The 24,644-nt window shown below is 48.4% G+C and carries 20 protein-coding genes; 19 read left to right on the top strand and 1 reads right to left on the bottom strand.

The features are described 5' to 3' along the window. The first annotated feature begins 18 nt into the window (after positions 1–18). The 12 genes from ABH897_RS19725 (at position 19) to ABH897_RS19670 (ending at position 14,631) form a co-directional block, all read left to right on the top strand. Positions 19–2,184, top strand: coding sequence for a DUF454 family protein (locus ABH897_RS19725; RefSeq protein WP_404520992.1), 2,166 nt, complete (start codon positions 19–21; stop codon positions 2,182–2,184). Then, positions 2,177–3,832 carry an amino acid ABC transporter ATP-binding/permease protein gene (locus tag ABH897_RS19720; RefSeq protein ID WP_283652924.1) on the top strand — a complete coding sequence of 552 codons (1,656 nt, stop codon included), beginning with the start codon at positions 2,177–2,179 and terminating at the stop codon, positions 3,830–3,832. Before ABH897_RS19725 ends, ABH897_RS19720 begins: the two co-directional genes overlap by 8 nt. A gap of 370 nt (positions 3,833–4,202) precedes the next feature. Next, entirely contained in the window at positions 4,203–6,704 is a 2,502-nt protein-coding gene (pulA, locus tag ABH897_RS19715; RefSeq protein ID WP_404581309.1) for a type I pullulanase, read from the top strand. A gap of 232 nt (positions 6,705–6,936) precedes the next feature. Then, entirely contained in the window at positions 6,937–7,578 is a 642-nt protein-coding gene (locus ABH897_RS19710) for a 50S ribosomal protein L25 (RefSeq protein WP_283652922.1), read from the top strand. A 234-nt stretch (positions 7,579–7,812) separates the two neighbouring features. Then, on the top strand, positions 7,813–8,094 hold the full coding sequence (locus ABH897_RS19705) for a hypothetical protein (RefSeq protein WP_404581308.1): 282 nt from the start codon (positions 7,813–7,815) through the stop codon (positions 8,092–8,094). A gap of 40 nt (positions 8,095–8,134) precedes the next feature. Beyond that, positions 8,135–8,272 carry a hypothetical protein gene (locus ABH897_RS19700; protein WP_283652920.1) on the top strand — a complete coding sequence of 46 codons (138 nt, stop codon included), beginning with the start codon at positions 8,135–8,137 and terminating at the stop codon, positions 8,270–8,272. Between the two features lie 135 nt (positions 8,273–8,407). Continuing rightward, positions 8,408–8,566 (top strand): hypothetical protein, encoded by a 159-nt coding sequence (locus tag ABH897_RS19695; RefSeq protein WP_404581307.1) that lies wholly within the window; start codon positions 8,408–8,410, stop codon positions 8,564–8,566. Positions 8,567–8,641: 75 nt separating this feature from the next. Then, a complete protein-coding gene (locus ABH897_RS19690) occupies positions 8,642–9,628 on the top strand; it encodes a S66 family peptidase (protein WP_404581306.1) in 987 nt (328 codons plus the stop codon). 52 nt (positions 9,629–9,680) lie between these two features. Continuing rightward, complete coding sequence (locus ABH897_RS19685; RefSeq protein ID WP_283652918.1) at positions 9,681–11,342, top strand: sensor histidine kinase; 1,662 nt, start codon at positions 9,681–9,683, stop codon at positions 11,340–11,342. Then, on the top strand, positions 11,339–12,103 hold the full coding sequence (locus ABH897_RS19680) for a LytR/AlgR family response regulator transcription factor (protein WP_404581305.1): 765 nt from the start codon (positions 11,339–11,341) through the stop codon (positions 12,101–12,103). The genes ABH897_RS19685 and ABH897_RS19680 overlap by 4 nt, the downstream gene beginning before the upstream one ends. A gap of 190 nt (positions 12,104–12,293) precedes the next feature. Further along, a complete protein-coding gene (locus ABH897_RS19675) occupies positions 12,294–13,541 on the top strand; it encodes an L-lactate MFS transporter (protein ID WP_283652916.1) in 1,248 nt (415 codons plus the stop codon). 178 nt (positions 13,542–13,719) lie between these two features. Continuing rightward, positions 13,720–14,631, top strand: coding sequence for a serine/threonine protein kinase (locus ABH897_RS19670; RefSeq protein ID WP_404520990.1), 912 nt, complete (start codon positions 13,720–13,722; stop codon positions 14,629–14,631). A gap of 41 nt (positions 14,632–14,672) precedes the next feature. Here the strand turns inward: ABH897_RS19670 and ABH897_RS19665 are convergent, their stop codons facing one another. Beyond that, positions 14,673–16,763: a VWA domain-containing protein gene (locus tag ABH897_RS19665; protein WP_404581304.1), complete on the bottom strand. Its 2,091-nt coding sequence runs from the start codon at positions 16,761–16,763 to the stop codon at positions 14,673–14,675. Between the two features lie 630 nt (positions 16,764–17,393). Here ABH897_RS19665 and ABH897_RS19660 point away from each other — a divergent pair. From ABH897_RS19660 to ABH897_RS19630, 7 genes are all read left to right on the top strand, one after another. Next, complete coding sequence (locus tag ABH897_RS19660; RefSeq protein WP_283656309.1) at positions 17,394–19,562, top strand: transcriptional regulator; 2,169 nt, start codon at positions 17,394–17,396, stop codon at positions 19,560–19,562. A 119-nt stretch (positions 19,563–19,681) separates the two neighbouring features. After that, on the top strand, positions 19,682–20,107 hold the full coding sequence (locus ABH897_RS19655) for a membrane-associated protease 1 (RefSeq protein ID WP_283652913.1): 426 nt from the start codon (positions 19,682–19,684) through the stop codon (positions 20,105–20,107). A 130-nt stretch (positions 20,108–20,237) separates the two neighbouring features. Further along, a complete protein-coding gene (locus ABH897_RS19650; protein ID WP_283652912.1) occupies positions 20,238–20,687 on the top strand; it encodes a J domain-containing protein in 450 nt (149 codons plus the stop codon). A gap of 32 nt (positions 20,688–20,719) precedes the next feature. Beyond that, entirely contained in the window at positions 20,720–21,268 is a 549-nt protein-coding gene (locus ABH897_RS19645) for an FHA domain-containing protein (RefSeq protein ID WP_283652911.1), read from the top strand. Positions 21,269–21,307: 39 nt separating this feature from the next. Next, positions 21,308–21,835 (top strand): FHA domain-containing protein, encoded by a 528-nt coding sequence (locus ABH897_RS19640; protein ID WP_014282882.1) that lies wholly within the window; start codon positions 21,308–21,310, stop codon positions 21,833–21,835. A 34-nt stretch (positions 21,836–21,869) separates the two neighbouring features. Beyond that, positions 21,870–22,700, top strand: a complete 831-nt coding sequence (locus ABH897_RS19635; protein ID WP_283652910.1) for a PP2C family protein-serine/threonine phosphatase — start codon at positions 21,870–21,872, stop codon at positions 22,698–22,700. A 22-nt stretch (positions 22,701–22,722) separates the two neighbouring features. After that, positions 22,723–24,621 (top strand): serine/threonine protein phosphatase, encoded by a 1,899-nt coding sequence (locus tag ABH897_RS19630; RefSeq protein WP_404520988.1) that lies wholly within the window; start codon positions 22,723–22,725, stop codon positions 24,619–24,621. Positions 24,622–24,644: the final 23 nt, after the last annotated feature.

Genomic DNA, 24,644 nt, shown 5'->3' with positions numbered 1-24,644 from the left:
TTTTTAGGGAGGATTACAGTGAAACCGATCTATGTTACCTTAGGGTTTCTATTTTTGGCGCTTGGAGTCATTGGCGTGGTGGTACCGTTGCTGCCGACTACGCCGTTTTTGCTGCTGGCAGCCTTTTTCTTTATGCGGGGGTCTGAACGGATTCACCAATGGTTTTCGAATACCTCTTTGTACCATAAGCATCTGGAAAGCTTCGTCCAAACGAGATCGTTGAAGCTGTCCACGAAAATCATGACTCTGGGATTGGCGTCAGCCATGCTCATCACCGGCTTTATTTTAACCCCCCCAGTGTGGGCCAAAGTGATTATCGCGTTGGTCATCCTCTTCAAATATTATTACTTTATATTCCGGGTCGGAACGGTGAGAGGCACTACAGGGGAAACTCCATCCCCAACTCCATCTGTAGCTGCACTTGCTGATACCACGAAGAAAAGGTCTAAAATGGTCGATAGCCGTCTGCTTGGTCTGGTGGAGCATTCCCGAAAGTATATCGTTCTGGGTGTGCTTGTGCAGTGGATCGGTCTTTTAGGCAGTATAGCCGCTGTTTTGTCCATGTCCTTTGTTTTGCAACAGGCATGGACGGGACAAGTTACCCGTAAGCTGATTCTATCTGTGACGGCCATTGTCGTTGCTGCGATTGCAGTCCGATGCTTGTGCAATTATGCAGCCAGTATGCTGTCCTATCGGGCTTCCGTGAATGCCAAAAAAACGCTGCGCTCGCAAATTTACGGCAAGCTGCTGAAGCTGGGGCCAGCGTATACGGATCATACCTCCACATCGGGGGTTATTCAGGTTGCTGTAGAAGGAGTGGAGCAGCTTGAAACCTATTTTGGCAGATACATGCCCCAGTTATTTTACAGTCTGCTTGCACCCGTAACGTTGTTCATCACATTATCCTTTGTCAGCTTCAAGGCTGCCATTATCTTGTTGATCTGCGTTCCGCTGATTCCGGTGTCGATTATAGTCATTATGAGGATGGCTAAAAAGCTGTTTCGAAAATATTGGGGCAGCTATGTCAATCTGGGTCACAGCTTTTTGGAAAATGTACAGGGCCTGACCACGCTTAAAATATACGGGACAGACCAGGAGAAACATCAGGAAATGAACACGGCGGCCGAGGATTTTCGCAAAATGACAATGAAAGTACTGACCATGCAGCTAAACTCGGTGGCAGTCATGGACCTTATTGCATTTGGCGGTGCCGCTGCGGGCGTTCTGGTCGCAGTGAGCGAATATTCTGCTGGTCATATCGGCTTGGCGGGAGCGTTGATCATTGTGCTGCTGTCGGCGGAGTTCTTCATTCCGCTGCGGCTGCTGGGCTCCTACTTTCATATCGCCATGAACGGCATGGCAGCGAGTGACAAAATATTTCAAATTCTGAGTACAGAGGAGCTAGTACAAGGAAAAAAAAGCATCAAGACTACCGATATTCGACTGGATCAGGTGAATTTTGCCTACGACGAAAGGGACACCCTGCGAAATATATCTATGGAAATTCCTCAGGGCAGTTTTGTTTCCATTGTCGGGGAATCTGGCTCTGGTAAAAGTACAGTAGCCGGATTAATCGTTGGTCATCATGAGGGTTATCAAGGAAGTCTGACCGTTGGAGGAACCGAGCTTGCCGCCATTTCAGAAGAAAGCCGTATGCGGCATATGACCTGGATCGGTTTCAACAGCTATATTTTCAAGGGCACGGTCGAAGCTAATTTGAAAATGGGCAATGAGCACGCGAATGAGGAACAGATGCTGGAAGCGTTGCGGCAGGTGAAGCTGTATGACTTTGTTCTCTCACAGGGAGGGCTGGAAGTAGAGCTGGAGGAGCAGGGAGCGAACCTGTCAGGGGGACAACGCCAACGGCTAGCGCTGGCAAGAGCGCTGCTGCATGATAGTAGCGTGTACATTTTTGACGAGGCTACCTCTAACATAGACAGTGAGAGCGAGGCAGGCATTATGGAGGTTATACATGCGCTGGCAGGCAGCAAAACCGTTATTCTCATCGCGCATAGACTGGAAAATGTTGTCCAATCCGACCGCATTTATGTGCTGCGGAACGGCCAAGTGGCAGAGTCCGGCACACATGCTGAACTAATGAGCCAGCAAGGGCATTATGCCGAGATGTATCTCAGCCAACACCAGGTAGAGCAGTTTGTAAAAGGAGGTGCTGTATATGCGTAGACACGGAATGCGGATTATGGCCCAATTACTGGTACTGGCCGGGCCTCTTTTACCCGTTCTGCTCATAACGATCGTTACTGGAGTGCTTGGATTTGCTTGTGCTATTGGCATTATTGTCTATGGAGCCCTTGCCCTGCTTACAGCAACGGGCATCACGACGGGCTACAGCATGACGTTCCTGCTCACGCTCATCGTGGTTTGTGCTGTACTGCGCGGCGTGTTCCGTTATGGCGAGCAAATGAGTGGTCATTATCTCGCATTCAAGCTGCTGGCTGTGCTGCGTGACAAGGTGCTTCAAGCCCTGCGCAGACTGGCGCCAGCCAAGCTCGAAGGCAAGGACAAAGGGAATCTGATCTCGCTGATTACAAGTGATATTGAGCTGCTGGAAGTGTTTTATGCACATACGATAGCGCCTGTTATGATCGGAATCATTACTTCCCTGTTGATGGTATTCTTTATCGGTTCCTATGAACCTGTGTTAGGTTGGCTCGCTGCGCTTGCTTACATAACGGTCGGTCTGTTCATTCCCCTGTTAACGTCGCGTATGGGCAGACGTCAGGGGATGGAATACCGGAGCAGCTTCGGCAAGCTGAGCAGTTATTTCCTGGATAGTCTACGTGGTATGAAGGAAATTGTGCAATACGGGCGCGGGGAACAACGACTGGCGGAGATTAACCGTCGCACGGATCAATTGGATGCCAAGCAGAAGAGCTTGAAGCATCATGAAGGCATCACAAGAGCGATAACGGATGCAGCGGTCGTGGGTTTTTCATTTCTGATGCTACTGGCTGGATTGTATGGCATGTCCAAGGGGCAGGTCAGCTTTACAGGGATGCTTGTTTCCGTCATTGCCCTGTTTAGCTCGTTTGGCCCGGTAGTTGCGCTTAGCAATTTGTCCAACAATCTGCTGCAAACGCTGGCGAGCGGGGAACGCGTGCTGAGTCTGCTGGAGGAAACCCCGGAGGTCGAGGAAAATATCGGGGGAATGAGCGTTGCTTTTTCCGGGGCGAAGGTGGACAGGGTTACTTTTGCATATGATGGTCAGACGGTGCTGGATGATGTAAGTCTCACGATACCGCACAAGCGGATTACAGGTATTCAGGGTAAAAGCGGCTCTGGCAAGTCCACTTTGCTCAAGCTGTTGATGCGGTTCAGGGACCCACAGCAGGGCGGGATATTGCTATCTGGACATGATTTGAAAGAAATCGGAACGAAGCATTTGAGAGGTCTGCAAAGCTATGTGGATCAGGATACGTTCCTGTTTGATGACACGATTGCGGCCAATATTAAAATTGGAAAACCTGATGCTACGCATGAGCAGGTTGTGGAAGCAGCCCGCAGGGCGTCGGTGCATGATTTTATTATGACCTTGCCTCAAGGATATGACAGCCGTGTTGGAGAATTGGGGGACAGGCTGTCCGGTGGTGAACGTCAGCGGCTGGGGCTGGCCAGAGCCTTTGTTCATGATGCTCCGCTCCTGCTGCTCGATGAGCCTACCAGCAATTTGGACAGCCTGAACGAAGCGATTATCTTAAAATCATTAAAGGAACAGCAGCAGGATAAAACGATTGTCCTTGTTTCCCACCGAGGCTCTACCATGCGGATTGCGGACGATATGTTTCAGATGGATAACCGTAGGCTGTCCTGACGTGTGTGAAGGGATAAAGGGAATTATTTATGGTGCTTGAAGGGCTGCTGCTGTAGCCTGTTCATGGTTTTGTCATAAAATGGAGTGTGCGTGTGAAATGAAAGCAGCATCCGTATTTGAAATCATCCAACTTTTCAAGCTTGTCTTATTTTGATAGCCTAGTAGGTGAGGATTTTGCAAGAATCCACAAAGCGACGTGTAATCAGCAATATATAGATCGAAATGATTTTTTCCGTCTATGTATTGTACCTTGGAGCGACTGGAATCGAATTTTGCAAAATCCTGAGGTATACTGACAAGTCGTATACATCATAAATGATGGATGAACAGAGGCTGAAAGCCGATGTAACGAAATGGGTGGTGAACAGGAATGTCTGATTTCAATCAACTCAAGGAGCTTGAGCACACAACATATCCCACATATGAAGGCCATGATTTGGGTCTTACTTATACGCCTGCGGGCAGCATGTTTAAAGTATGGGCACCGACTGCGAAGCAGGTCCATGTAGCGCTGTATGACAACGCTGGATTGTATGACCAGGAAGGTAACGTTCAGGACCATAGCGGTGGCCGGGAATTTCCGATGAGCCGTGATGAGCATGGTGTATGGTCCGTAGAGCTGGAAGGCGACTGGAACAAGTATTATTACATGTACAGGCTGGACGGGGCAGACAGTACCCTTCATTATGCCGCCGATCCTTATGCGACAGCGGTATCAGCCAATGGACAGCGCACGGCAATCGTTGATTTGATTCAAACCCATCCGGACGGATGGAAAGAGGATGCTGGACCCACACTTGCCCGGGCTACGGATGCCATTATATATGAGCTTCATGTGCGTGATTTTTCAATGGATACACATTTTAATACTGGAGAAAAAGGCTTATCTGCCGCACAAGGACGGTTTGCAGCCTTTACGTATACGGGACTAAAAGATTCGGTGGGCAACAGCATCGGACTGGATCATTTGCTGGAGCTGGGCATTACACATGTCCATCTGCTTCCAGTAGCTGATTTCCATACGGTAAATGATTTTGCGGAACAGGGCACGGAATATAACTGGGGTTATGATCCCCAGCACTATAATGTGCCGGAGGGATCTTATTCTTCCAATCCGGCTGACCCGGAGGCACGTATACGGGAGTTGAAGCTGCTAGTGCAATCCCTGCATAATGCTGGCATCGGTGTCATTATGGACGTCGTGTACAACCATACTTTCTCGGTGGAAAAAGGGCCGTTCGACCCTGTTGTACCGGGTTACTATTACCGTACGGATGAGCATGGGCAGCTTTCCAACGGCTCGGGTGTGGGTAATGAGGTGGCAAGCGAACGCCCGATGGTTCGCAAGTATATCAAGGATTCGCTGCGCTATTGGGCAGAGGAATATCATATAGACGGCTTCCGTTTTGATCTGATGGGACTGATAGATACGCCGACTGTGGAGCAGCTTACACAGGAGCTTCGCTCTGAGGTTCGTACCGATCTGCTTATCTATGGAGAGCCTTGGACGGGGGGAGAATCCCCGCAGCCTCTGCTGACGTTAAAAGGAACACAACGGGACAAAGGCTTTGCCGTCTTCAATGACAACTATCGTTCTGCTATTAAGGGTGACAGTGATGGTACCGCAAGTGGCTTTGCCACGGGGGCATGGGATCAGGAGGAACTGGTGCTTAAAGGTGTTTTTGGAGCTATTCATGATTTTACAGCCCAACCTTCGGAAACGGTCAATTATGTCACGGCTCACGATAATCTCAATCTGTGGGATAAAATTTTGACGGTGCGGCATTTGCGGGAACGCTGCGGTTTTCCTCAATGGAAGCAGGGTCAGCCGCAGGATGGGAGAGCCGCCGAACAAGCCGTGGCGGATGCAGACCCGTACCGGGAAGTGAATGAGCATGACTTGCTGGAGAATGAAACCGTACGCAAATCCTTGCTGGCAAACGGCATGGTGCTGACCTCCCAGGGCATTCCCTTTATCCATGCAGGTGATGAACTGTTGCGCTCCAAATATGGAGACCATAATAGCTACCGTAGTGTGGATGTGGTGAATGCTATTCGCTGGGAGAACAAAGCGAGATTTCGTCCCGTATTTGATTACTATCAGGGACTAATCGCTTTACGGCGCAGTCATCCGGCATTCCGGATGGATCATCGGGAGCTGGTGAAGCAGCATATGGAAGTGCTGCACAGCAGCGGGCATGTGGTAGCTTTTGCATTGAGGCACCATGCTAACGGCGATGCCTGGAATCAGATTGTGGTGATTTATAACGGCTCGGATACGGAGCAGACGATACTGCTGCCTGTGGAATCGGATCGCTGGCATGTCGTTGTGGATGCTCACGGGGCTGGAAATGAGATACGGTATGAAGTAGCAGGCCATCGTGTGACCGTTTCGCGCTGGTCGATGATGGTACTGTATGATCAGGAGGAACCCGCTCAGCCATCCTTTTTGACCGGACAGGATCAGACGACCGAGCTGGCGGAGAACGGATTGGAAGGTTCGGATGAGGGAACAGACCAAGAAATCGCAGGTTACTACGAAGAAGTGGCGTTGTATCGCACCATTGAGTTGATTTACGAGCGTGCGGATCGACAATATTCTGGCTGGAATGTGTGGGTATGGGGCACCGGATGCCGGGACGGACATGTAGAATTGAGTGAATTGGATGACGGTCGCGCAGTAGCGCTTATTCAAGTGGCTCCTCATGTGCGGCGTATCGGCTATATCGTCCGCCTCAATCAGTGGGATGCCAAGGATATTGAGGCCGATCGGTATATTGATGTAGACCTGAACCGATCTGTGATGCAGGTATTGATTCACAGTGGCAGAGAAGAATATTTGCTGCTGGTCAACGACAACCGGGCAGGATAGCTTTATAGGGGTGGTTGTCTTTCGTACATTGAATAGCATTTTTCGATTATTTCGAGAGATGCTATTTTTTTATGCAAACGTGTGTCATTTTCAGAAAAAAGGGGTAATATAGAATTATGGACTTGTTTGATTTTGCCAGCTTGCTGGCTTATACCTTGTAGTGCGACTGGTGAACAGGCAAGATTCTTGAGGAATAATCATTTGTAAGGTAACCTGAAGGAGGTTGTATATCATGAGTTCTAATGGAGGAAGTATTCAACTGACCGCCCAGCCGAGAACAGAGAAGAAGGGTTCGGCACTTCGTGGATTGAGGTTAAAAGGACGGATTCCAGCTGTGGTTTACGGCTCTGAGCTTGAAGGAACCCCTGTACATGTCGATGCCAAAGAATTTAATAAAGTAGTCAGAACCGGACGTTCGGAGGTGTTCAACCTCACCGTAGAGGGTGGAGAAACCATTCCGGTCATCATTAAGGATTATCAGCAGCGTGACAACCAGTGGTTGCATGCCGATTTTTTGAAAATTTCCAAAAACAAGCCGCTTCGCGTGCGTGTTTCTATTGATTATCAGGGTACACCTGTAGGTACAAAAACGGGCGGTATTCTGCAAATTCAGGAAAACGAAGTCGAAGTCGAGGGTCTTCCTGCTGACCTGCCATCTACCATTGAGGTGGATGTATCCGCACTGGATGTCGGTGACAAGCTGAGCGCGAGCGACCTGAAACTTCCTAAAGGAGTAACGTTGCACGTTCCTGAGGAAGAGTTGCTTGCTTCCATTATCGTTCCGCGTGCGGTTGAGGTGGAAAATGCTGCTGTGGCAGGCGATGCAGCTGCAACAGAAGGTACAGAAAAGGCTTCCGAAAACAAGGAGGCCTGATGCTGTAGGTCATCGGATAGATGAGTGTCTTCCTGCCGAAGACGGCTATTCAAAGATAAATGTAAAATCGCTCCCTGATCAGGGGGCGATTTTTTGCGTTTAAATAATATGCGATTACATCCATCTAGTGATGATGTCATTTTGTGACTTGGTAATTAAAGGTGATTGGAAACCACCATATTGATTTGCTCTTTATTTTTGCTGTATCCGTCTTACCGATACTTTCTGGTGGCTATGATCTTAAATCTGTGTAATATTTTTGTGCAAATTTCGATCGGTACGCCTGCAGGTCCACCTGTTACCAGTTCTTTGCGCTATGTTCACGAGTTTGTGATTGTTTTATTAATTGGGCTTTTGCTGTTAGTGGTGTCGGTATTGAATCAAATGCAGTATCAAAAAAGTGAAGAGCAAAATAAAGATATTAATGCGACAAGGCAACGTATTGATTTTCTTTTTGAACAGGTTAGACAAGCTGTGGCTGGATTGTATAGCTTTACCGAGCGTTTTAAAGTGTAACCGAACAGTTAGTGCGGCGTCGGAACAGATTTTTGCTGGTGTGGAGGAGCAACAAAATATAACCTCCAACATGGTGGCTGGCTTCGGTGAGCTGGAGACGCTGATTATCCAATTGAAAGAGCTGGTACAAGAAAAGAATGAGGACAGTAACCATATCGAAACCAGCAAAAGCAAGTAATCAGATAGCTTCATCATCGGGCTAATGAGCCGAGGAATATCGCTATCAGACGGTAATCCCCGGTTTTTTGCTGATGTAGAGTTGAGAGTATATTTCTAAAAGCTATAATTACATAGGCTGAACTAAAAAAGGTACATGGAAAACGGAGTAGGCGGAATGGTGCTGTACAAGCGAAGCGGTCGCTTTTGTCCCCGGATTTCTTCCCTGATCAGAGGCTTTATTCGAGAAATCCGGGGGGCGGTGGCGATGGGAAGCACTATCCGACTGTGCAGTGGCGCAATAGGTAACTTTTAAGTTCAGTTTATATAGATGGAAGTTGATGGTATAATTTGTGGCAGTTTAAATGCTTCGTATATAGGGGGAATGACCATGATCATGGGAAAGCAAGCGCCCAAACTAAAGGCTGGAGACGAGATACGCATTCTTTCGCCGTCCAGAAGTTTGTCTATCGTTTCTGAGAAAAATCGTCTAATTGCCCAGCAAAAGCTGGAGCAACTCGGATTTGTGGTAAGCTTTTCGCAGCATGTGCTGGAAAGCGATGATTTTACATCTTCCTCAATAGAATCCAGAGTAGCAGATTTACACGAAGCTTTTGCCGATCCGAAGGTGAAGGGCATTTTGACTGCCATTGGAGGGTATAATGCTAATCAGCTCCTTGCCCACCTTGACTATGAACTGATTGGCGCTCATCCTAAACGGTTATGTGGTTATTCGGATATTACTGCTTTAAGCCATGCCATATATGCAAAGACGGGACTTATCACGTATGCAGGGCCTCATTTTTTGACATTTGGCATGCAGCAAGGAAATGAATATACGACAGCGTATTTTCAAAGGATGATGTTGGAAGAGGGCAGTATTCAAATCCAGTCTTCGCCAGAGTGGAGTGACGATACATGGTATTTGGATCAGGATCAACGAATCTTTCACCGCAATGTCGGGCCTTATGCGATTCACGAAGGAGAAGCATACGGTACGATTGTGGGTGGAAACCTTTGCACCCTGAATTTGTTGCAGGGAACGCCGTATATGCCGAGTCTGGAAGGAACGATTCTATTGGTTGAGGATGATTATGAAAGCTCTCCTGCTACGTTTGATCGAGATTTGCAATCATTGCTGCACCAGCCGGGATTCGATCAGGTGAGAGGAATCATCATCGGACGTTTTCAGCAGGCATCTCATATGACGGAAAAGTTGCTGCGGCAAATCATTAGCTCGAAAAAGGAACTGACCTCTATTCCGGTGATTGCAGATGCCGATTTCGGACATACCACACCACAATTTACATATCCGATTGGCGGGAAGGCGAGTATTCGTGCCCGGAATGACATGATTGATCTTGAAATATGTGAATAGTGAGTGGGATAGAGAAGGCTTAATGATGGGTTTATATTTAGGAGGAACGCATGTGAACGGCTTTTTGGAAACGCTGATGCAGCTATTTGAACGCGCAGCGTTGTTGCTGATTTGTCTATTTTTTATTACCCGTATTCCCCGGTTTAAGGAGACCTTGCAGAAGAACAGTCATTCCCCGGCAGAGCTGACGCTATTAACGATGATTTTTTGCATGTTTGCACTGTTTGGCACGTACACCGGGATTGAAGTCGAAGGCTCGCTTGTCAATGTCCGGATTATTGCGATTATGGCGGGTGGCATCTTATTTGGACCGTGGGTCGGGATTATTACGGGTATTGTATCGGGTATTCACCGTTATCTGATTGATATCGGGGGAGTGACCTCAATTCCGTGTCTGATTACGAGTATTCTGGCAGGTGTGGTATCGGGATATATTGGGCGCCGGGTCGACCGCTCCAAGAGGTGGCTGGTCGGTATTGCCGCCGGGATGATCTGCGAAACATTAACGATGCTCCTTATTCTGGTGATGGCACAGCCGTACGAGCTTGGTTTGGACATCGTCTCTAAAATAGGTTTGCCCATGATTATCGGGCAAGTCAGCGTCGGTCTGATCGTTCTGCTGATTCAGAGTGTCGAGGGGGAAAAGGAAAATATCGCGGCCAGACAGGCCAAGCTGGCACTAGATATTGCCAACAAGACTTTGCCTTATTTTCGCTCCATTAATGCGGAATCGTTGCATACCATTTGTTCGATCATTAAGGAGGATATCAAGGCGGACGCGGTGGCGATTACGGATACCAGAGATGTATTGGCCTACGTTGGTTTTGGCGAGGAACGTTATCATATCGGCGACGAGATCATTAGCGATGTGACCAAATCGACGATCCGCAGCGGTAAAATCACGATTCGCAACCATATTGCCGACGATAAAACACCCCAAATCCAGTCTCTGCTCATTATCCCGCTGGAGGAACGGGGAGAGGTGACCGGAACCCTGAAAATTTACTACCGCAAAGCTTATAAAATCACGTATCCGTTGCAAACGATGGCGATTGGCTTGTCCCAAATTATTTCCACATTAATGGAAGTATCGCGGGTGGAGCAAATTAAGGAAGCGGCGAATAAAGCCGAGTTGAAGGCGCTCCAGACTAAAATTAATCCGCATTTTCTGTTCAACGCACTGAACGCCATTGCCTCTACGACGCGCACCAAGCCGGATAAGGCACGAGAGCTGATCATTAATTTGTCGGGATATCTGCGTTATAATTTGGAGCTGAATGATGATTTGATCGAAATTCATAAGGAGCTTCAGCAGGTGTCTGATTACGTGGAAATTGAAAAAGCCCGCTTCGGGAACCGGCTTCAGGTGGAGTATGTGATGGACGAGGTGTCTGTGCGCATTCCAAGCCTTATTATTCAGCCGTTGGTTGAGAATGCGATTAATCATGGAATTCTCAAGAAAAAGGGACCGGGTACAGTGACCATTTCCGTAAAGGATCGGGGAGAAAAGGTGCGGATTTCTGTGGCAGATACAGGAGTAGGCATACGGGATGATGTCGTGGATAACCTGTATCATGATCGGGTTCCAGCCAAACAAATTGGCTTGTATAATGTGCATAGACGACTCAAGCTCATGTATGGAGAAGGGGTTATTATTCTCAAGCATGAGCAAGGCACCGAAGTTTATTTTGACATACCAAAGGAGCAGTCATGAAGGCCATCATTGTAGAAGATGAAATTCCGGCGCGTGAAGAGCTGGAGTATCTTATTCAGACCCACAGCCATATTGAAGTGACGGACAGCTTTGAGGACGGGCTGGACGTGTTCCGTTTTTTGCAGGACCATGAGACGGACGCTATTTTTCTCGATATTAACATTCCTTCGGTGGACGGGATGCTGCTGGCGCAGAACATTAGCAAATTTGCCAAAAAGCCTTATATTATTTTTACGACCGCCTACAAAGAGCATGCCGCGCAGGCTTTCGAACTGGAGGCATTTGATTACATCCTCAAGCCGTATGATGAAAAGCGGATCGCCGCCATGCTGCGCAAGCTGGAAAATGCTTATGAGCAGCGAAACGTTCAGGTACAGGAGAATGCCCAGCCTGCGCAGCCCCGACCTGCTGAAACCAGCATCGTTAGCGCCCCGGGCCGTATCAATCTGCTGAAAAACGACAAAATCATCGTAACGGATGCCAACGATATTTATTATGCGTGCGCACAGGAAAAGGTCACTCTTGTCTTTACTAGACATGAGGAATATACGATGCCGATGAGCATCTCGGATTTTCATGCCCGACTGCCGCAGCAGGACTTTTTCCGCTGTCACCGATCCTACACGGTTAATCTGTCGCAGATCCGTGAAATTGTACCTTGGTTCAATCATACGTATCTCCTGCGCTTGCGGGGTCTGGACGCGGAGATTCCGGTAAGCCGCAGCAAGGCCAAGGAATTTCGGCAAATTATGCGGCTATAAAGGCATTTCATTCCGCTATAGGTGCATTTCATTCCTCAAACGATTTCTGGCTAACATGCAACGTTATAATGATCCATGTAGAGAGAATCCTTACAGACTTGCTTCTCCCAAGACGCAAAGCGTACTGGATTCCCGGTCATCATGATAACGAATTGAAGCTATAGAGCCGGAATGAAAAGAGGAGATTCATATGAAAACAAACAGCGGAAACCGTTGGCTGGTCGTGCTTGGAACGATCATCGTCCAAATGGGATTAGGAACGATTTACACATGGAGTTTATTCAATCAACCGCTGGTGGACCGCTTTGGCTGGAATCTCAGCTCGGTCGCCATTACATTTTCGATTACCAGCTTTGCGCTGGCATTTGCTACGTTATTCGCAGGCAAGCTACAGGATAAATGGGGACTACGTCGTCTGATTTTGTGTGCGGGCGTCGTGTTGGGCGCTGGACTCATGCTCAGCTCACAGGTAACTTCCCTGTCCCTGTTGTACATTTTGGCGGGTATTGTTGTAGGATTTGCGGATGGTACGGCTTATATTACATCACTGTCGAATCTGATTAAATGGTTTCCTGAGAAAAAAGGACTCATTTCCGGTATCTCGGTTGGGGCATACGGAACAGGCAGTCTTATATTCAAGTATATTAACGGTTCGCTGATTCAGTCCGTTGGCGTATCGCAGGCATTTCTGTATTGGGGAATGATCGTGCTAATCATGATTGTGGGTGGTTCTTTCCTGGTGAGAGAAGCTGCAGTCGTGAACAAGCCTTCGGTACAAAATGGAGTTGTGCAGCGTGACTACACTGTTAAAGAAATGCTGCGCACCAAGCAGGCGTATCTGCTATTCGTCATGTTCTTCACAGCTTGTATGAGTGGCTTGTATCTGATTGGAGTTGTAAAGGATATCGGCGTACGGATGGCGGGGCTGGATGTAGCTACAGCCGCTAATGCGGTTGCTATGGTCGCTATTTTCAACACGGCGGGTCGGATCATATTAGGTGCGCTGTCGGATAAAGTTGGTCGTCTGAAAGTAGTAGCGGGTGCGCTGCTAACAACAGCGGTCGCAGTTGCAGTGCTGAGTCTGGTGCCGCTGAATTACGGTTTGTTCTTTGCCTGTGTAGCAGGGATTGCCTTCTGCTTCGGTGGTAACATTACAGTCTTTCCTGCCATCGTAGCTGATTTCTTCGGTCTGAAGAATCAAAGCAAAAACTACGGTATCGTGTATCAGGGCTTTGGCCTTGGTGCGCTGGCGGGATCCTTTATCGCAGCCTTACTCGGCGGATTCATCCCGACCTTTACCACGATTGCTGTGCTGTGTGTCGTATCGTTCCTGATTGCGCTTACCATCCGGACCCCGGATCAAGGCAATCTGCGCAGCCAACGAAAGAAAGATACCAACAGCATGCGCAGCATGAAGCCTGAAACGAAGCTGGGTTAAAAGGGATTGAGAACAAAGTACCAGATGAATGCCAAAAGACCTGTCATCATTTCTCTGAGGGAGATTATGGCAGGTTATTTGTTTTTCCATTATTCGATTATACGGTATAATAAAAAGATATGTGATAAGCCGATATATACAAAAGACATAAGCTAAGAACCTGACAGGAGGACGAGTCATGATCGTGGATACAAGCGGGAATCTGCTTGCCCGCAATACGAAGCTGCGAAATACATATCAAATTCGAAGCGCCTTGTCCCGCAGTGAGCTGGCCATCGTGTATACGGCAAGGCTGTTGGATAATCGTGAAAAGGTCATTGTTAAGGAGTTTTTTCCGAATGCGCTCGCTTTGCGGGGATCGGATCGAAAAATGGTGACCTGCAGTGCATCTATGCAATTCAAATACGTGGAGTTTATGCATTATTTTTTGCGTGAAGGGCAAATGCTCAAGGAATTAAGCCATCCGGGTATTGTCGGTTATATAGATCACTTCGAAGAAAATGGAACCGCTTATCTGGTCATGGAATACTGTGCCGGCAAGACGCTGGACAGGGTGATGAAGGAAGAGGATGCTCCAACATCCGATCCTGCTTTTTTGTACCATGCGCTGCTGCCTTTAATTGATGCCATGGAATACATTCATGATAAAGGCATTATTCATCGGGATATTAAGCCGGGCAACATTATGATCGGGGGGAATGGCAACATCAAGCTGCTTGATTTCGGATCGGCTGTGCATTTTGAAGGCAAAGAGCATCCGATTTTCACCACGGCGGGCTACTCTCCGCTGGAGTTCTACTCTAACCGCTCGCAGCAAGGACCCGTGTCAGATATCTACAGCCTGGCGGCCACGCTGTATTATTGCCGAAAAGGATCACCTCCACCGGATGTGCCGGGCAGATTGTTTGCAGATCAGGCTGACCGGATTCAGATCGAAAATGCAGGTCTTTCCCTGCTGCCGTATGTGATTCGGCGTGGTCTGGAGGTACAGGCTAACAAGCGTTGCCGCTCGCTCAGATGGTTTAAAGCCGCACTGCGTGCGGAATATTGGATAAAAAAAGGGAAGCGCCCAACTCTTACGGTTCGTTAATCGTAAGAGACGGCGCTTCCCTTTTTTGTTTCCGAAGTACGTTATCCTGTCGGAGCTTGAATATGATCGGTGTACACGGAGGTATTGGGCTTGATCGCCTTGTACCGCAGCTCGATTTCAGTAACACCGTCCTCGAACGTAATGTACAGCTTGTCGCTGTACTCCAGCACGGCCTTTTTATTGCGGGTAATTCTGACTTTCCCGTGCTGCAAGGCGCAGCGTGTATCATGTTTGACCACCAGAGTCCCTTTTTTACCCGCGGAAAAGACAATCCGCTCCGCTTCCGGCAGCGGTTCGTGAACGTCAAGCGTACGGAACAACTCCTGCAAGCTGACCTTCTGTCCCGGAAAGGAGGTAAGCGGCCAGGATTTTACCGGAATCTCCTGTCCACTTGCTGTCGCGAGGAAATATCCTTCGATTCTTCCCGCAAACTGCGGTTTTGGCCGCAAGAACCAGTACAGAAGTGCCGCTACTACGACACTAACAGCTACCGTCCATTTGATGGCTGTATACCGGGACTGTACGGAAACGGTCAGCGTAGCGCTACTGGATGCTCCTTCCGAATCGGTAGCGGTAATTTTCAGCTCGGAGTCGCCCGTGTGAAGCCCGGATAACAGCAGATCTGTGTCGTTAATCTCAGCATTCACCGCATCCCCGGAGGCTCCTGAATCCAGCTTATAGGTGAGCTTGTCATGATTAGGATCAGCAAAAAATTCGCTTAAACTCCGGCGGGCATTCCCGTCTTCCTTCACCAGACGAATCGTCAGGTCCTTTAAAGCCTGCGGTGCTGCATTCGCCGCATGGACGGTATGGACTGCTCCCTTGCGATACCATTGCGGGCTGTCCAAAGACAACTGCCACGTATAATCTCCCGTTAGAGGGAACGCGTATTCGGCCTGAAAGAATCCCAACTTGTAGGTCATAGGTACCTTTTTGCTTGTACCACCCTTTACGGGTGTAACCATGATATGGGCTTGAAGTGATTTATATATGGCTTCGTCTGTAAGCCTTTGACCATCCGGCAGCAACAACTGAGCTTTGAACGGTATGGCTTGTCCTTTAAGTAGCTGCACGGGTTTGTTTCCAGTGGCTTGTGTTTCCTTAATTCCTGTCATGGTGGCCTCGGCTTCCAGTCGATAGCTGCCAAGCAAATTGATTTTGACCAAATCTCCGCGAATGCCCCTCAGTTTCAGCTTTACTTTGCCTGCCTGTGGATGCTCAATTTTTAAAATTGCATATCGGCTCGATTTGTACCTGCGGACATTTTCTGAATTGGAATAGAGCTGTGTTTCCTGAAGAGGATGCTCCGACAAAAGTACCAGATTGGCTTCTTCCATACTAGAGTCCGGTATATCCACGGTTAATTCCTGCATTTCGCCAGTGGTTGTAATCGCCGCGACTGGAACGAGCTTGGAACGAATTTGGCTGGCGAAAATACGGTTTAATATTTCTGGCAGATCCTCGGCGCTGCTCGTTATAAAAGAAGCTCCCCCCGTTTGCGAAGCGATTCGCTCCAGTTCCTGACGGTTCACCGTCCCGTCATGATTCAGACCAATCGTATACACCGGGTATCCTTTAGTCTGTGCAGATTTAATAACGGAGGACACGTCATTACTTGAGTCTCCTTTGGATCGGGAACCGGAAGAGGCTCCAAAATCAGTCTCTCCATCTGATAACAGGATCATAAAAGGCTGACGTCCTTTAGAAGCCCCTGCGGAAAGCAGTTCCGAGCCTTTACGCAATCCAAGTCCCAAATCTGTATAACCGGAACGGTTTAGCGTTCTGATTTCCTGCTGAATTTGTGATTTTTGCGCTGCTACCGCAATAGAAGTCAGCGACTTCGAGGCGACTACATGATGGTTGTAAGCGACGAATCCGACGCGTGTACGGTCTGCATCACTCAAATCCATAAACATATTGATAACTTCGGCCGCAATGCCCTCGGGATCGGTATCCCTCATGGAATAGCTGGTATCCAATACAAAAACGGCATCATAACCCTCGACCGGAACAGTTCCCAAAGATACGGCATTGGCCTGATTTACAGTCCCAATGACCCCGTTTGAGCCAATTTGAAAAAATAGTACAAAAGTCATAAAAGAAATGATTCCCAATTTCCTCATTCTGAACATAAGCCCCTCCATCGACGAGGCCAATGCGGGCGCGCCCACTCTCCTAATCCTTGGGATATAAGGGATAAAGGATAAAAACAGACTGTTAACCCTCACATTAGCCATGAATTTGATACTTTTACGCTTAACAGATATATCCAATGGATTTCTATCGGCAATTGAGTTCCATTTGTGAATAATTCCCTGAATAAACAGGTCTAACATATCATGAAAATTACGTATTTACGCATAAAATGAGTCGAATTGCCCTGTTTCAATCTGGGGCTACAGAAATTGACAAAACTAACGGGTACTTTGTATGATAGCTCTCGTATCAACGGCAAAAAATGGGATAGCAGTAGGATCACGGAATAGCAGAAACGCAATATTCCTTGTTATCTGAACAACATATCTCCGTTTGTTAATTTTGTAATTAAAAGTTAAATGAACGCTTCGGACTAATTTTCGAGGTTACATGCCTGTACTGCATATGCAGTATGAGCCGAATCCTTTGGCCAATTTGAATGTTATGTAGGGGGGGAGGAGGCAAAAGAACTAAGCGTGGAAACCCGGCTGCTCTAAATTGGACATCCCGTGTCCGTGTATGGGGCTTTCGGCGTATATCCATACTTTATTCGTTTGCCGACAGCGATGGAAATCATTTATCAAACAAACCGGACAATGCTTTTTGAAGAAATCAACCCGGAAAAGCTGGACCTGATCACAATTGTAGGTGATGTGAAGGGCATTGACAGCTTGAGTGATGAGAAAATCAAGGAAATTAACCAGCACCTTCTGGTGCGCAGCTTCGACGAATTTTTGGATAAATTTTCGCCGACTGTGTATTCGTTTTTTAACGCGGCTAATCAAAAAGTGGTCTATACCCTCAAAAAGCCGGAAGGGATTGATGAGGACAGCATTTCTGAAATTCGTGTGAACCAAAGTAATGATTTTCTGAAAATGTTGTTTACGCTCATTGACACCAAGCGTAGTCAAGGAATCACAAACGTAGATTTCAAGTTTGAAAATCTGCTGGACATGATTTCTCCGAAAAAGGTTATGGACGATATTCGCCAAGTCCGCAAAGAAATTCACTATATGTATGGTGAATATGACAAGCTGGATGATGGCGATCCGAAGAAACTCGACATGGGCGACAAGCTGAATGGCATGTTCGAGGAAGCAAGCCAGAACTATAACAACGTTATGGCGATGCTGCCATTGGCGATTGAGGATATCAAAACCCGCCTTTTGCTCGGTGGTGCCCAGGAGGAAAACTCCGGTGAGCTGATCCAGGTGGGTATGCTCTCCATTGGGGAAAGCGGCGAGCTGAAAATCATTGAAGCACCGAAGAGTGACAGCACCGAGCTGATGCTGCTGGATGAGAACAGCACGGGCGATCTGTCACAGGTGTTCGAGGAAGATTACAACTCTATTACGGATACGCCTTCCGACTATGTGAAGGATTTGGTGGTGCGCACGTTTGTGCCGCTGCCAGCTGTTCAGACCAAGGTCGATACAGCAGTTGAAGTTCAGAACTACAACACGTATCTGGAGTTCTATAAAAATGCCAAGGATGATTTCGTAAAGGCGGTTAAGCCGCTTGTGGAAAAAATCCTCGGTGTCAAAATGTTCTTCGATCAATATGCAACGAAGAGTAAAGGTATGTTACCAACCATGCTGGTGGCAAATAACAAGCTGGACATGCTGGTGAAAAGCAGCAATATCCCGCGTCTGGAAACATACCTGAATACCGTGAATGCCAAAAATGAATTCAGCGACACGATCTGGTTCGGTATCGTCCCATCCGTCGAGCTGGAAGCAGCTGGTAAGGTGAAGGTTTCACGTGAACGCTTCAAAGGCAACGAGAAGGTCGTTAAGCAGGGCGGAAATTCTATGGAATCGCTCTCGATGCTGCTGCAAGTCGTGAAGGATTACAAAATTCAAATGTTCTTTAATTTTGAATCCGGTGAAGAAACGACTTTCAACAGTATGGCGACAGCAGGCATCGATAAATATGTCGATAAATGCGCCAGTCTCGTTCGCAGAGAATACAGCGAATTTGCAATTCCTTGCGTACCGAACTTCACGATTATTCCGAAGGACAAATCGGGTGTCATTATCGACAGCAAAATGCTACAGACCGAAAGCGGTGTGGAGCTCTCCAAGGAGAAAGAGGATATTCTCAAGCTGTGGATCGAAGGCGTTTATGTGGGTGCAGCCTATGTTGCCGCTGGTTTGGTCGCTTCTTATCAGTGTCCTGAGTACCTGCGTGAGACATTCAAAACGGTCAACAAAAACTTCCCTGGCGTACGCTTTGACATTGAAGCGGGAGACAACAGTCTGCGCACGGTGACGACGATGGCCAAGGAAATCACCGGGTTCACCAACACGATCAAGGATGCCATCAACCGTAAAAACTTCGGTTTTGTGTTCTCGTCCGAGAATGCTCAGATTCAGGATAAGGATATCCGCCGGATTACCGTCTACAAGGCGAGAAGCATGGCGATGTCTGAGGACGGCTTTGACTCCATCTACAAGACGCTGGTCAGCACGTACATTGAACGTATTTTGCGCTACCAGACAGGAGACTTCAAGCACGAAAATATCGTCCGCTTCTTCAGTAACAATCCGAGCAGCCAAAAGAGCAAGTGGTTGGGCAGCAGAGGATCTGTTAACTCGATCATTCAGGACGGAGACGATATGAGCTTCATTATTGATGAGAAAAGCAATATGTGCCATATCGATCTGGTCTTCAACGGCAATGTGAAGAACCTGGAAGTCATGATTACTAAAGGAACCAGCTCGGTCAAATCATGATCCGAGCGCTACGAAAGATGTTAGAGGCGATTCTATCCAGAACTGCCTTTATACATAAATTGCGGAGAAGCCCTGCTTCTCCCGCCATCATATTACCTAATTTCAAGGAGGCAACACACATGGGATTCAGACTGAAAGTTGAAGGACAAGAAACAATCGAGCTGGGCTTGGATAACATCCAAACGGTTATTTATGACACCGATACACCGGACGACTCCAATGCACGTTCCACTGACGTAGGCTCCACGCTGCGCATCAGCGGTAAAATTATCACAGCCGTAGACGGCGACAGCGCGGATGACACGCTGAAACTGGCTTTGTGGTCCCTGGTTCCTGCTGAAAAAGCAGACAGCTACCGTAAAGTAACACTGGAAGTTATCGCAGCTGACCAAGTTGTGCGTAAAATCCACTTCCCGAATGCATTCGTTGTAGACTACAACGAGCACTTTGGCGACACAGAAGGTGTAGGTGCGTTTACACTCTTCATCAAACAAAAGAAAGACAAAACCGAGCTGGCTACCATCGACGGCGGATATCCGGTTTAAGCTTGACGTCCTGACGTTAAGCGCAGCTTGAACACACACTCACTCCACGTGCAAGCGTAGGGTGGATCAATATTAAGAGGCCCCCGGGTCTCTTAATATTTGTTTTTTTCGGAGAGGGGAACATCACACAATGACCAATTATTATGAGCTGCTCGGTGTCAGCCGGGATGCTTCGGAGACAGAGATTAAGCAGGCTTACCGCAAACTGGCCAAAAAGTATCATCCTGATACCAACCAGGGAAGCGAGGAAGCAACGCGCAAGTTCAAGCTGATTCACGAGGCTTACAATACCTTGCGTGACGAAGCATTGCGGCAGGCATACGATGCCGAGCTCATCCGAAAAACAGAGGGAGCTGGCGGACCGCAACAAGATAGAGGAAGAGGGTCAGCATCTTCCAGCGGTGCTCGCACCGCAGCCAAAGGGTTTAATCCGGCTGATATAGGAACTGATTTTGAGCAATTTTTCGGTTTTCATCCGAAAACGAAGGAAGGCTCACCGGGGAAAAAAACGAAAAAATCCGGTGATCCGACGGATACCTCGGCGATGTTTAATCAGTTTTTCGGTATTCGTAAAAAGTGATGATTTCAGGATAGAAACGGGGGAAGCAAGCAGTGAAAACGGCGCAGAACAGATGGGTTTTCATCATAGATGTTGCCATGTTCGGGCTGATGCTGGCGATCGCCTATTATATGTTTAGTCGTACAGGCTATAGCGGTTTGAAAACCGTGGTCGTGATAGGTATCGGAATCGGCGTGCTTGTATACATATTGCGTAATCTGGTGTCAGTTGAACGTGTAGCGAAGCCAAAGACACAGCGCAATCGGATTGCCAAGCTGATACTGATGGATGAAGAGGGTGAGTCCATTAAAGAATGGTATATCGAAGGCGAAACTTCGCTCCTGATCGGCAAAACAACGGGTCGCTCCGAGGCGGATATTGATTTGGCAGGCACAGATTATGCATCTCTTGTAAGCGTGGAACATGCAGTCCTCAATCGGGTGAACAGTGACTGGTTTGTGGAGGATGTGGATTCTGGCAATGGTACGGGGTTGCGACCTGCGAACGAAAGTGTAACCAAGAAGCTGGAAAGCGGTGAGCCGTACCGGATTTACTCAGGTGATTTATTATATATTGCCAATACGAGGCTGCTCGTTAAATAGCTGAAAAGACAATCATGACAATGGGGGAAGGAACCGATTATGAGTTTGACAAGATGCCCGAACGGACACATGTTCAGTACACGAAAGCATGGAAATACGTGTCCTTATTGTAATACGGTGGTAAATGTAGCCGCACCCAAAAGTGTTGAACCAACGGCAAAAACCAACGGTGCGGGAGACGATGACAGAACGATGCCGTATTTGGGCGAGACTGTGGGGATTCACCCGGTAACCGGGTGGCTGGTATGCATCGAAGGAGCGCAGGTGGGTCAGGACTACCGCATTATGGCCGAGAAAAACTTTATTGGACGCGCCGAGGAAATGCATGTCCGTATTATTGGGGACAACACGATTTCCCGCAGAAATCATGCGGTCATTGTGTATGATCCGAAGAAGCGTAATTTCTACTTGCTGCCGGGGGATTCGTCAGGCTTGGCGTATCACAATAACGAGGCAGTATATTCACCAGCAGAGCTGGCTGCTTATGACGTGATTCAGCTGGGACATAGCAAATTTATCTTTATCCCGCTGTGCGGTGCCCATTTTGAGTGGGACAACGAAAACTAGGACGGAAGTGGGCATGGTGCAGGGAGGTAACGAAATGCAGCCTTATTTTGTTGTATGCGGAGCTGCGGTGCTATTCGCTGTTCTTCTCATGATCCGCATGCGGCTGACGCGAAGTCCCGGCAGCCGTACCGTGAGTGGAATTGAGATCGGAAATGGTCAAACGATCGGGAGCCGAAGCGAGCAGGATGATTATTTTGCAAGTATGACGACAACTGTCGGTACGCTGGCGGTTGTCGCAGACGGCATCAGCGGACTGGCTAATGGGCGCATGTCCAGTACGTTAGCGGTGACAACCTTTACGAAGGCGTTCGTCAAACTGGAGGATGCGTCGAACCTGAACGGTTATTTTGCAGAAGCGGCAACTCAGAGCAATCGCGGTATTTTGCAAAATTTGAATGGGCAGGGTGGAGGAACGACGCTGGCGGCGGTCATTATTTGTGGCTATCAGTTGTATTACGGAGCGGTGGGCGATAGCCTGATTACGATTTACCGCAATGGTCATTTTCAGAATGTTAATTCCAAGCATACGGCGGAAACCTTGCTGGAGGAACGCGTGCTGGCTGGGCAAATGACCTCGGAAGAGGCCAAAACGAGTCCGGTTCGCAATCAATTGGTCAATTATTTGGGCTATGAGGGCTTTGAGAGCATGGAGCTTGGTGCGGCACCGATTCGCCTGTACGCAGGCGATCATGTGCTGTTGTGCAGCGATGGCATTCAGGAGGCACTGACTGAGATTGAGCTGGAAGAGATCATGCGCAAGGGTGGAGCACCGCAGGAAATGGCGGAAGCGATGATCGATACGATTAATGATAAAGGCTTTAAAAGTCAGGATAACGCGACAGTGGTTATGTTGGCGATAGGATGAAACCAGAAAGACGGGGGTAGCGATGCGCAAGGACAACAGCGATTTTAGTACCGCCTTTGTGTCGGAAGCGGGCTCTTACATAGACAACCGGGACTATTTTGCATTCATGGAGACGGACGACATGGCCTGTTATGTCCTCGCAGACGGTCTGGATTCGGATCAGGAGCTGCGCAGCGCGGAAATGGTTGTCAAAACGGTACTGGAAAACTTCATGGAGAAGCCTTCCATGTCCAAGCGGCGCCTGATGAGAGACCTGCGTGAAGCGCAGGATTGGCTGCAATTCGAAAGCCGCCGTGTGCGGCTCAAGGCCAGTCTGCTCATAGTGGTGACCAACTACAACAAAATGGTATATGTTTCGTGCGGTAATGTGAGGCTGTATCATTTTCGCAATGGACGGCTTAATTTTCGCAGTAAGGATCATAGCTTGGCTCAGTCATTGGCGGATGACGGACGTATTCCCGACGAAGCGACCAGCACGCATGAGGAACGGGGCAATCTGCTGGAATACCTGGGAAATCCGAATGGAGTTCATGCCCATTATGCCAAAAAGACGCAGCTTGCAGATGGAGATGTAATGCTGCTTGCCACATCCGGGATGTGGGAAGATGTTGAACTGGCGGAAATGCTGGGTGCGCTGGAGGAAGCAAAGGACCCGGTCGTGCTGACGGATACGCTGGAAGAGGTTCTGCTGAGCAAGCAGCGTCGGGCGGTGAACAATTATACGGCTGCCGCCATCTATGTGAACAAAATTTTTCAGGAAAAGCCTAAGAACCGCCGCAAGCTGATCAAACGGATTTTGATTGCGTTGCTCGCTTTTGTGATTGTAGGCGGAGGAGCATGGATTACCCTGGCCCGTATGGCTGCGAACAAGGCGGCTGCGTTGGAAACGATGGTCGAATCGGCTCAGGCCGCGGATGATTACGCCAGGGCAGGAGATTATGCGAAGGCGCTCAAGTCCTACAGTGAAGCGAAAAACGCGGCAGTTAAAATTAACGATAAGATTCACAAGCGACTGTATACGGCAGAGCAGAAAGTATCTCAACTCATGGTTGACGGAGACGGATATGTGGAAAAAGCAGACTTTGCCAAAGCCGAAGCGAGCTACGATAAAGCGAGGAAAAGTGCCGGTCTGTACCCGCCTTTCAATGTGAAGGATATTGAGAAAAAAATCGACCAGCTGGACAGCTATGCCGAGACGGCGAGCTGGATGAAGGACGGAGATTTGAAATTTCAGGGCGGAGATTACGCGAGTGCGCTCAAGCTGTATACGAAGGCGAATAAAGCTGCGATGGAATCCGGTTATACATCTGCGCAAAAAGAGTTGGAGAAAAAGATTACCGAGACTAATGATAAAATGACGGCCATCCAGCAGCAGCTCAAGGAAATTCAGGCTGGCAAGCTTCAGGCCAGAGGGGATCGGCTGATGAAGGACCTCGATTATGAAGGAGCCATTGACGCTTATAGCGGGGCACAGGAGATTTATCAGGAAATCGGCAAGCTAGAAAGTGTGCTGGCATTGGAGCGAAGTATTGCGAAGGCAGAGGAGAAACAGAGCGCGGACCAGCAGAAAAATGGTCAGCTTGCTGATGGAGCGTCACTATCTGACGGAGCGCTGAACGATACAGGCACCGGGGACGTAGCGGACGAAGCTGCGGCTTCGGCTGCTGCGCCAGCTGCTACAACATCGCAAACCAAGGCTGCGCCAGCTACGGGTAATGCTGCGACAACGAGTTCAGGGGATACAGCGGACGCGAAGAAGGAAGCTTCATCAGCTACAAAGAACGGCAGTACGAGTGATGGAAATGCTTCTTCGACGAAGGCAGCTGTCAACAAGGAGAAAGGAACTGCTGATTCCACTTCCAAAGAAGCAGGTACGTCTGATTCAGGCAGCAAGGATCAGGCGGCTGCGAACGGGAATTGAGGTTTTCATGTTCAATGAATGCT

The sequence above is a fragment of the Paenibacillus sp. RC73 genome (assembly GCF_044908085.1).
GTDB lineage: Bacteria > Bacillota > Bacilli > Paenibacillales > Paenibacillaceae > Paenibacillus > Paenibacillus terrae_A.
Note: the sequence above shows the minus strand (reverse complement) of the source record. Positions and strands in the feature narration are given on the sequence as shown.

Excerpts from the sequence above, each read along its gene's own strand:
- ABH897_RS19640 (WP_014282882.1), top strand. The coding sequence starts at position 21,308 with ATGAGTTTGACAAGATGCCCGAACGGACACATGTTCAGTACACGAAAG.
- ABH897_RS19635 (WP_283652910.1), top strand. The coding sequence starts at position 21,870 with ATGCAGCCTTATTTTGTTGTATGCGGAGCTGCGGTGCTATTCGCTGTT.
- ABH897_RS19630 (WP_404520988.1), top strand. The coding sequence starts at position 22,723 with ATGCGCAAGGACAACAGCGATTTTAGTACCGCCTTTGTGTCGGAAGCG.
- ABH897_RS19660 (WP_283656309.1), top strand. The coding sequence starts at position 17,394 with ATGGAAATCATTTATCAAACAAACCGGACAATGCTTTTTGAAGAAATC.
- ABH897_RS19720 (WP_283652924.1), top strand. The coding sequence starts at position 2,177 with ATGCGTAGACACGGAATGCGGATTATGGCCCAATTACTGGTACTGGCC.
- ABH897_RS19705 (WP_404581308.1), top strand. The coding sequence starts at position 7,813 with ATGATCTTAAATCTGTGTAATATTTTTGTGCAAATTTCGATCGGTACG.
- ABH897_RS19655 (WP_283652913.1), top strand. The coding sequence starts at position 19,682 with ATGGGATTCAGACTGAAAGTTGAAGGACAAGAAACAATCGAGCTGGGC.
- ABH897_RS19695 (WP_404581307.1), top strand. The coding sequence starts at position 8,408 with ATGGAAAACGGAGTAGGCGGAATGGTGCTGTACAAGCGAAGCGGTCGC.
- pulA (WP_404581309.1), top strand. The coding sequence starts at position 4,203 with ATGTCTGATTTCAATCAACTCAAGGAGCTTGAGCACACAACATATCCC.
- ABH897_RS19650 (WP_283652912.1), top strand. The coding sequence starts at position 20,238 with ATGACCAATTATTATGAGCTGCTCGGTGTCAGCCGGGATGCTTCGGAG.
- ABH897_RS19680 (WP_404581305.1), top strand. The coding sequence starts at position 11,339 with ATGAAGGCCATCATTGTAGAAGATGAAATTCCGGCGCGTGAAGAGCTG.
- ABH897_RS19670 (WP_404520990.1), top strand. The coding sequence starts at position 13,720 with ATGATCGTGGATACAAGCGGGAATCTGCTTGCCCGCAATACGAAGCTG.
- ABH897_RS19710 (WP_283652922.1), top strand. The coding sequence starts at position 6,937 with ATGAGTTCTAATGGAGGAAGTATTCAACTGACCGCCCAGCCGAGAACA.
- ABH897_RS19665 (WP_404581304.1), bottom strand. The coding sequence starts at position 16,763 with ATGTTCAGAATGAGGAAATTGGGAATCATTTCTTTTATGACTTTTGTA.
- ABH897_RS19675 (WP_283652916.1), top strand. The coding sequence starts at position 12,294 with ATGAAAACAAACAGCGGAAACCGTTGGCTGGTCGTGCTTGGAACGATC.
- ABH897_RS19690 (WP_404581306.1), top strand. The coding sequence starts at position 8,642 with ATGATCATGGGAAAGCAAGCGCCCAAACTAAAGGCTGGAGACGAGATA.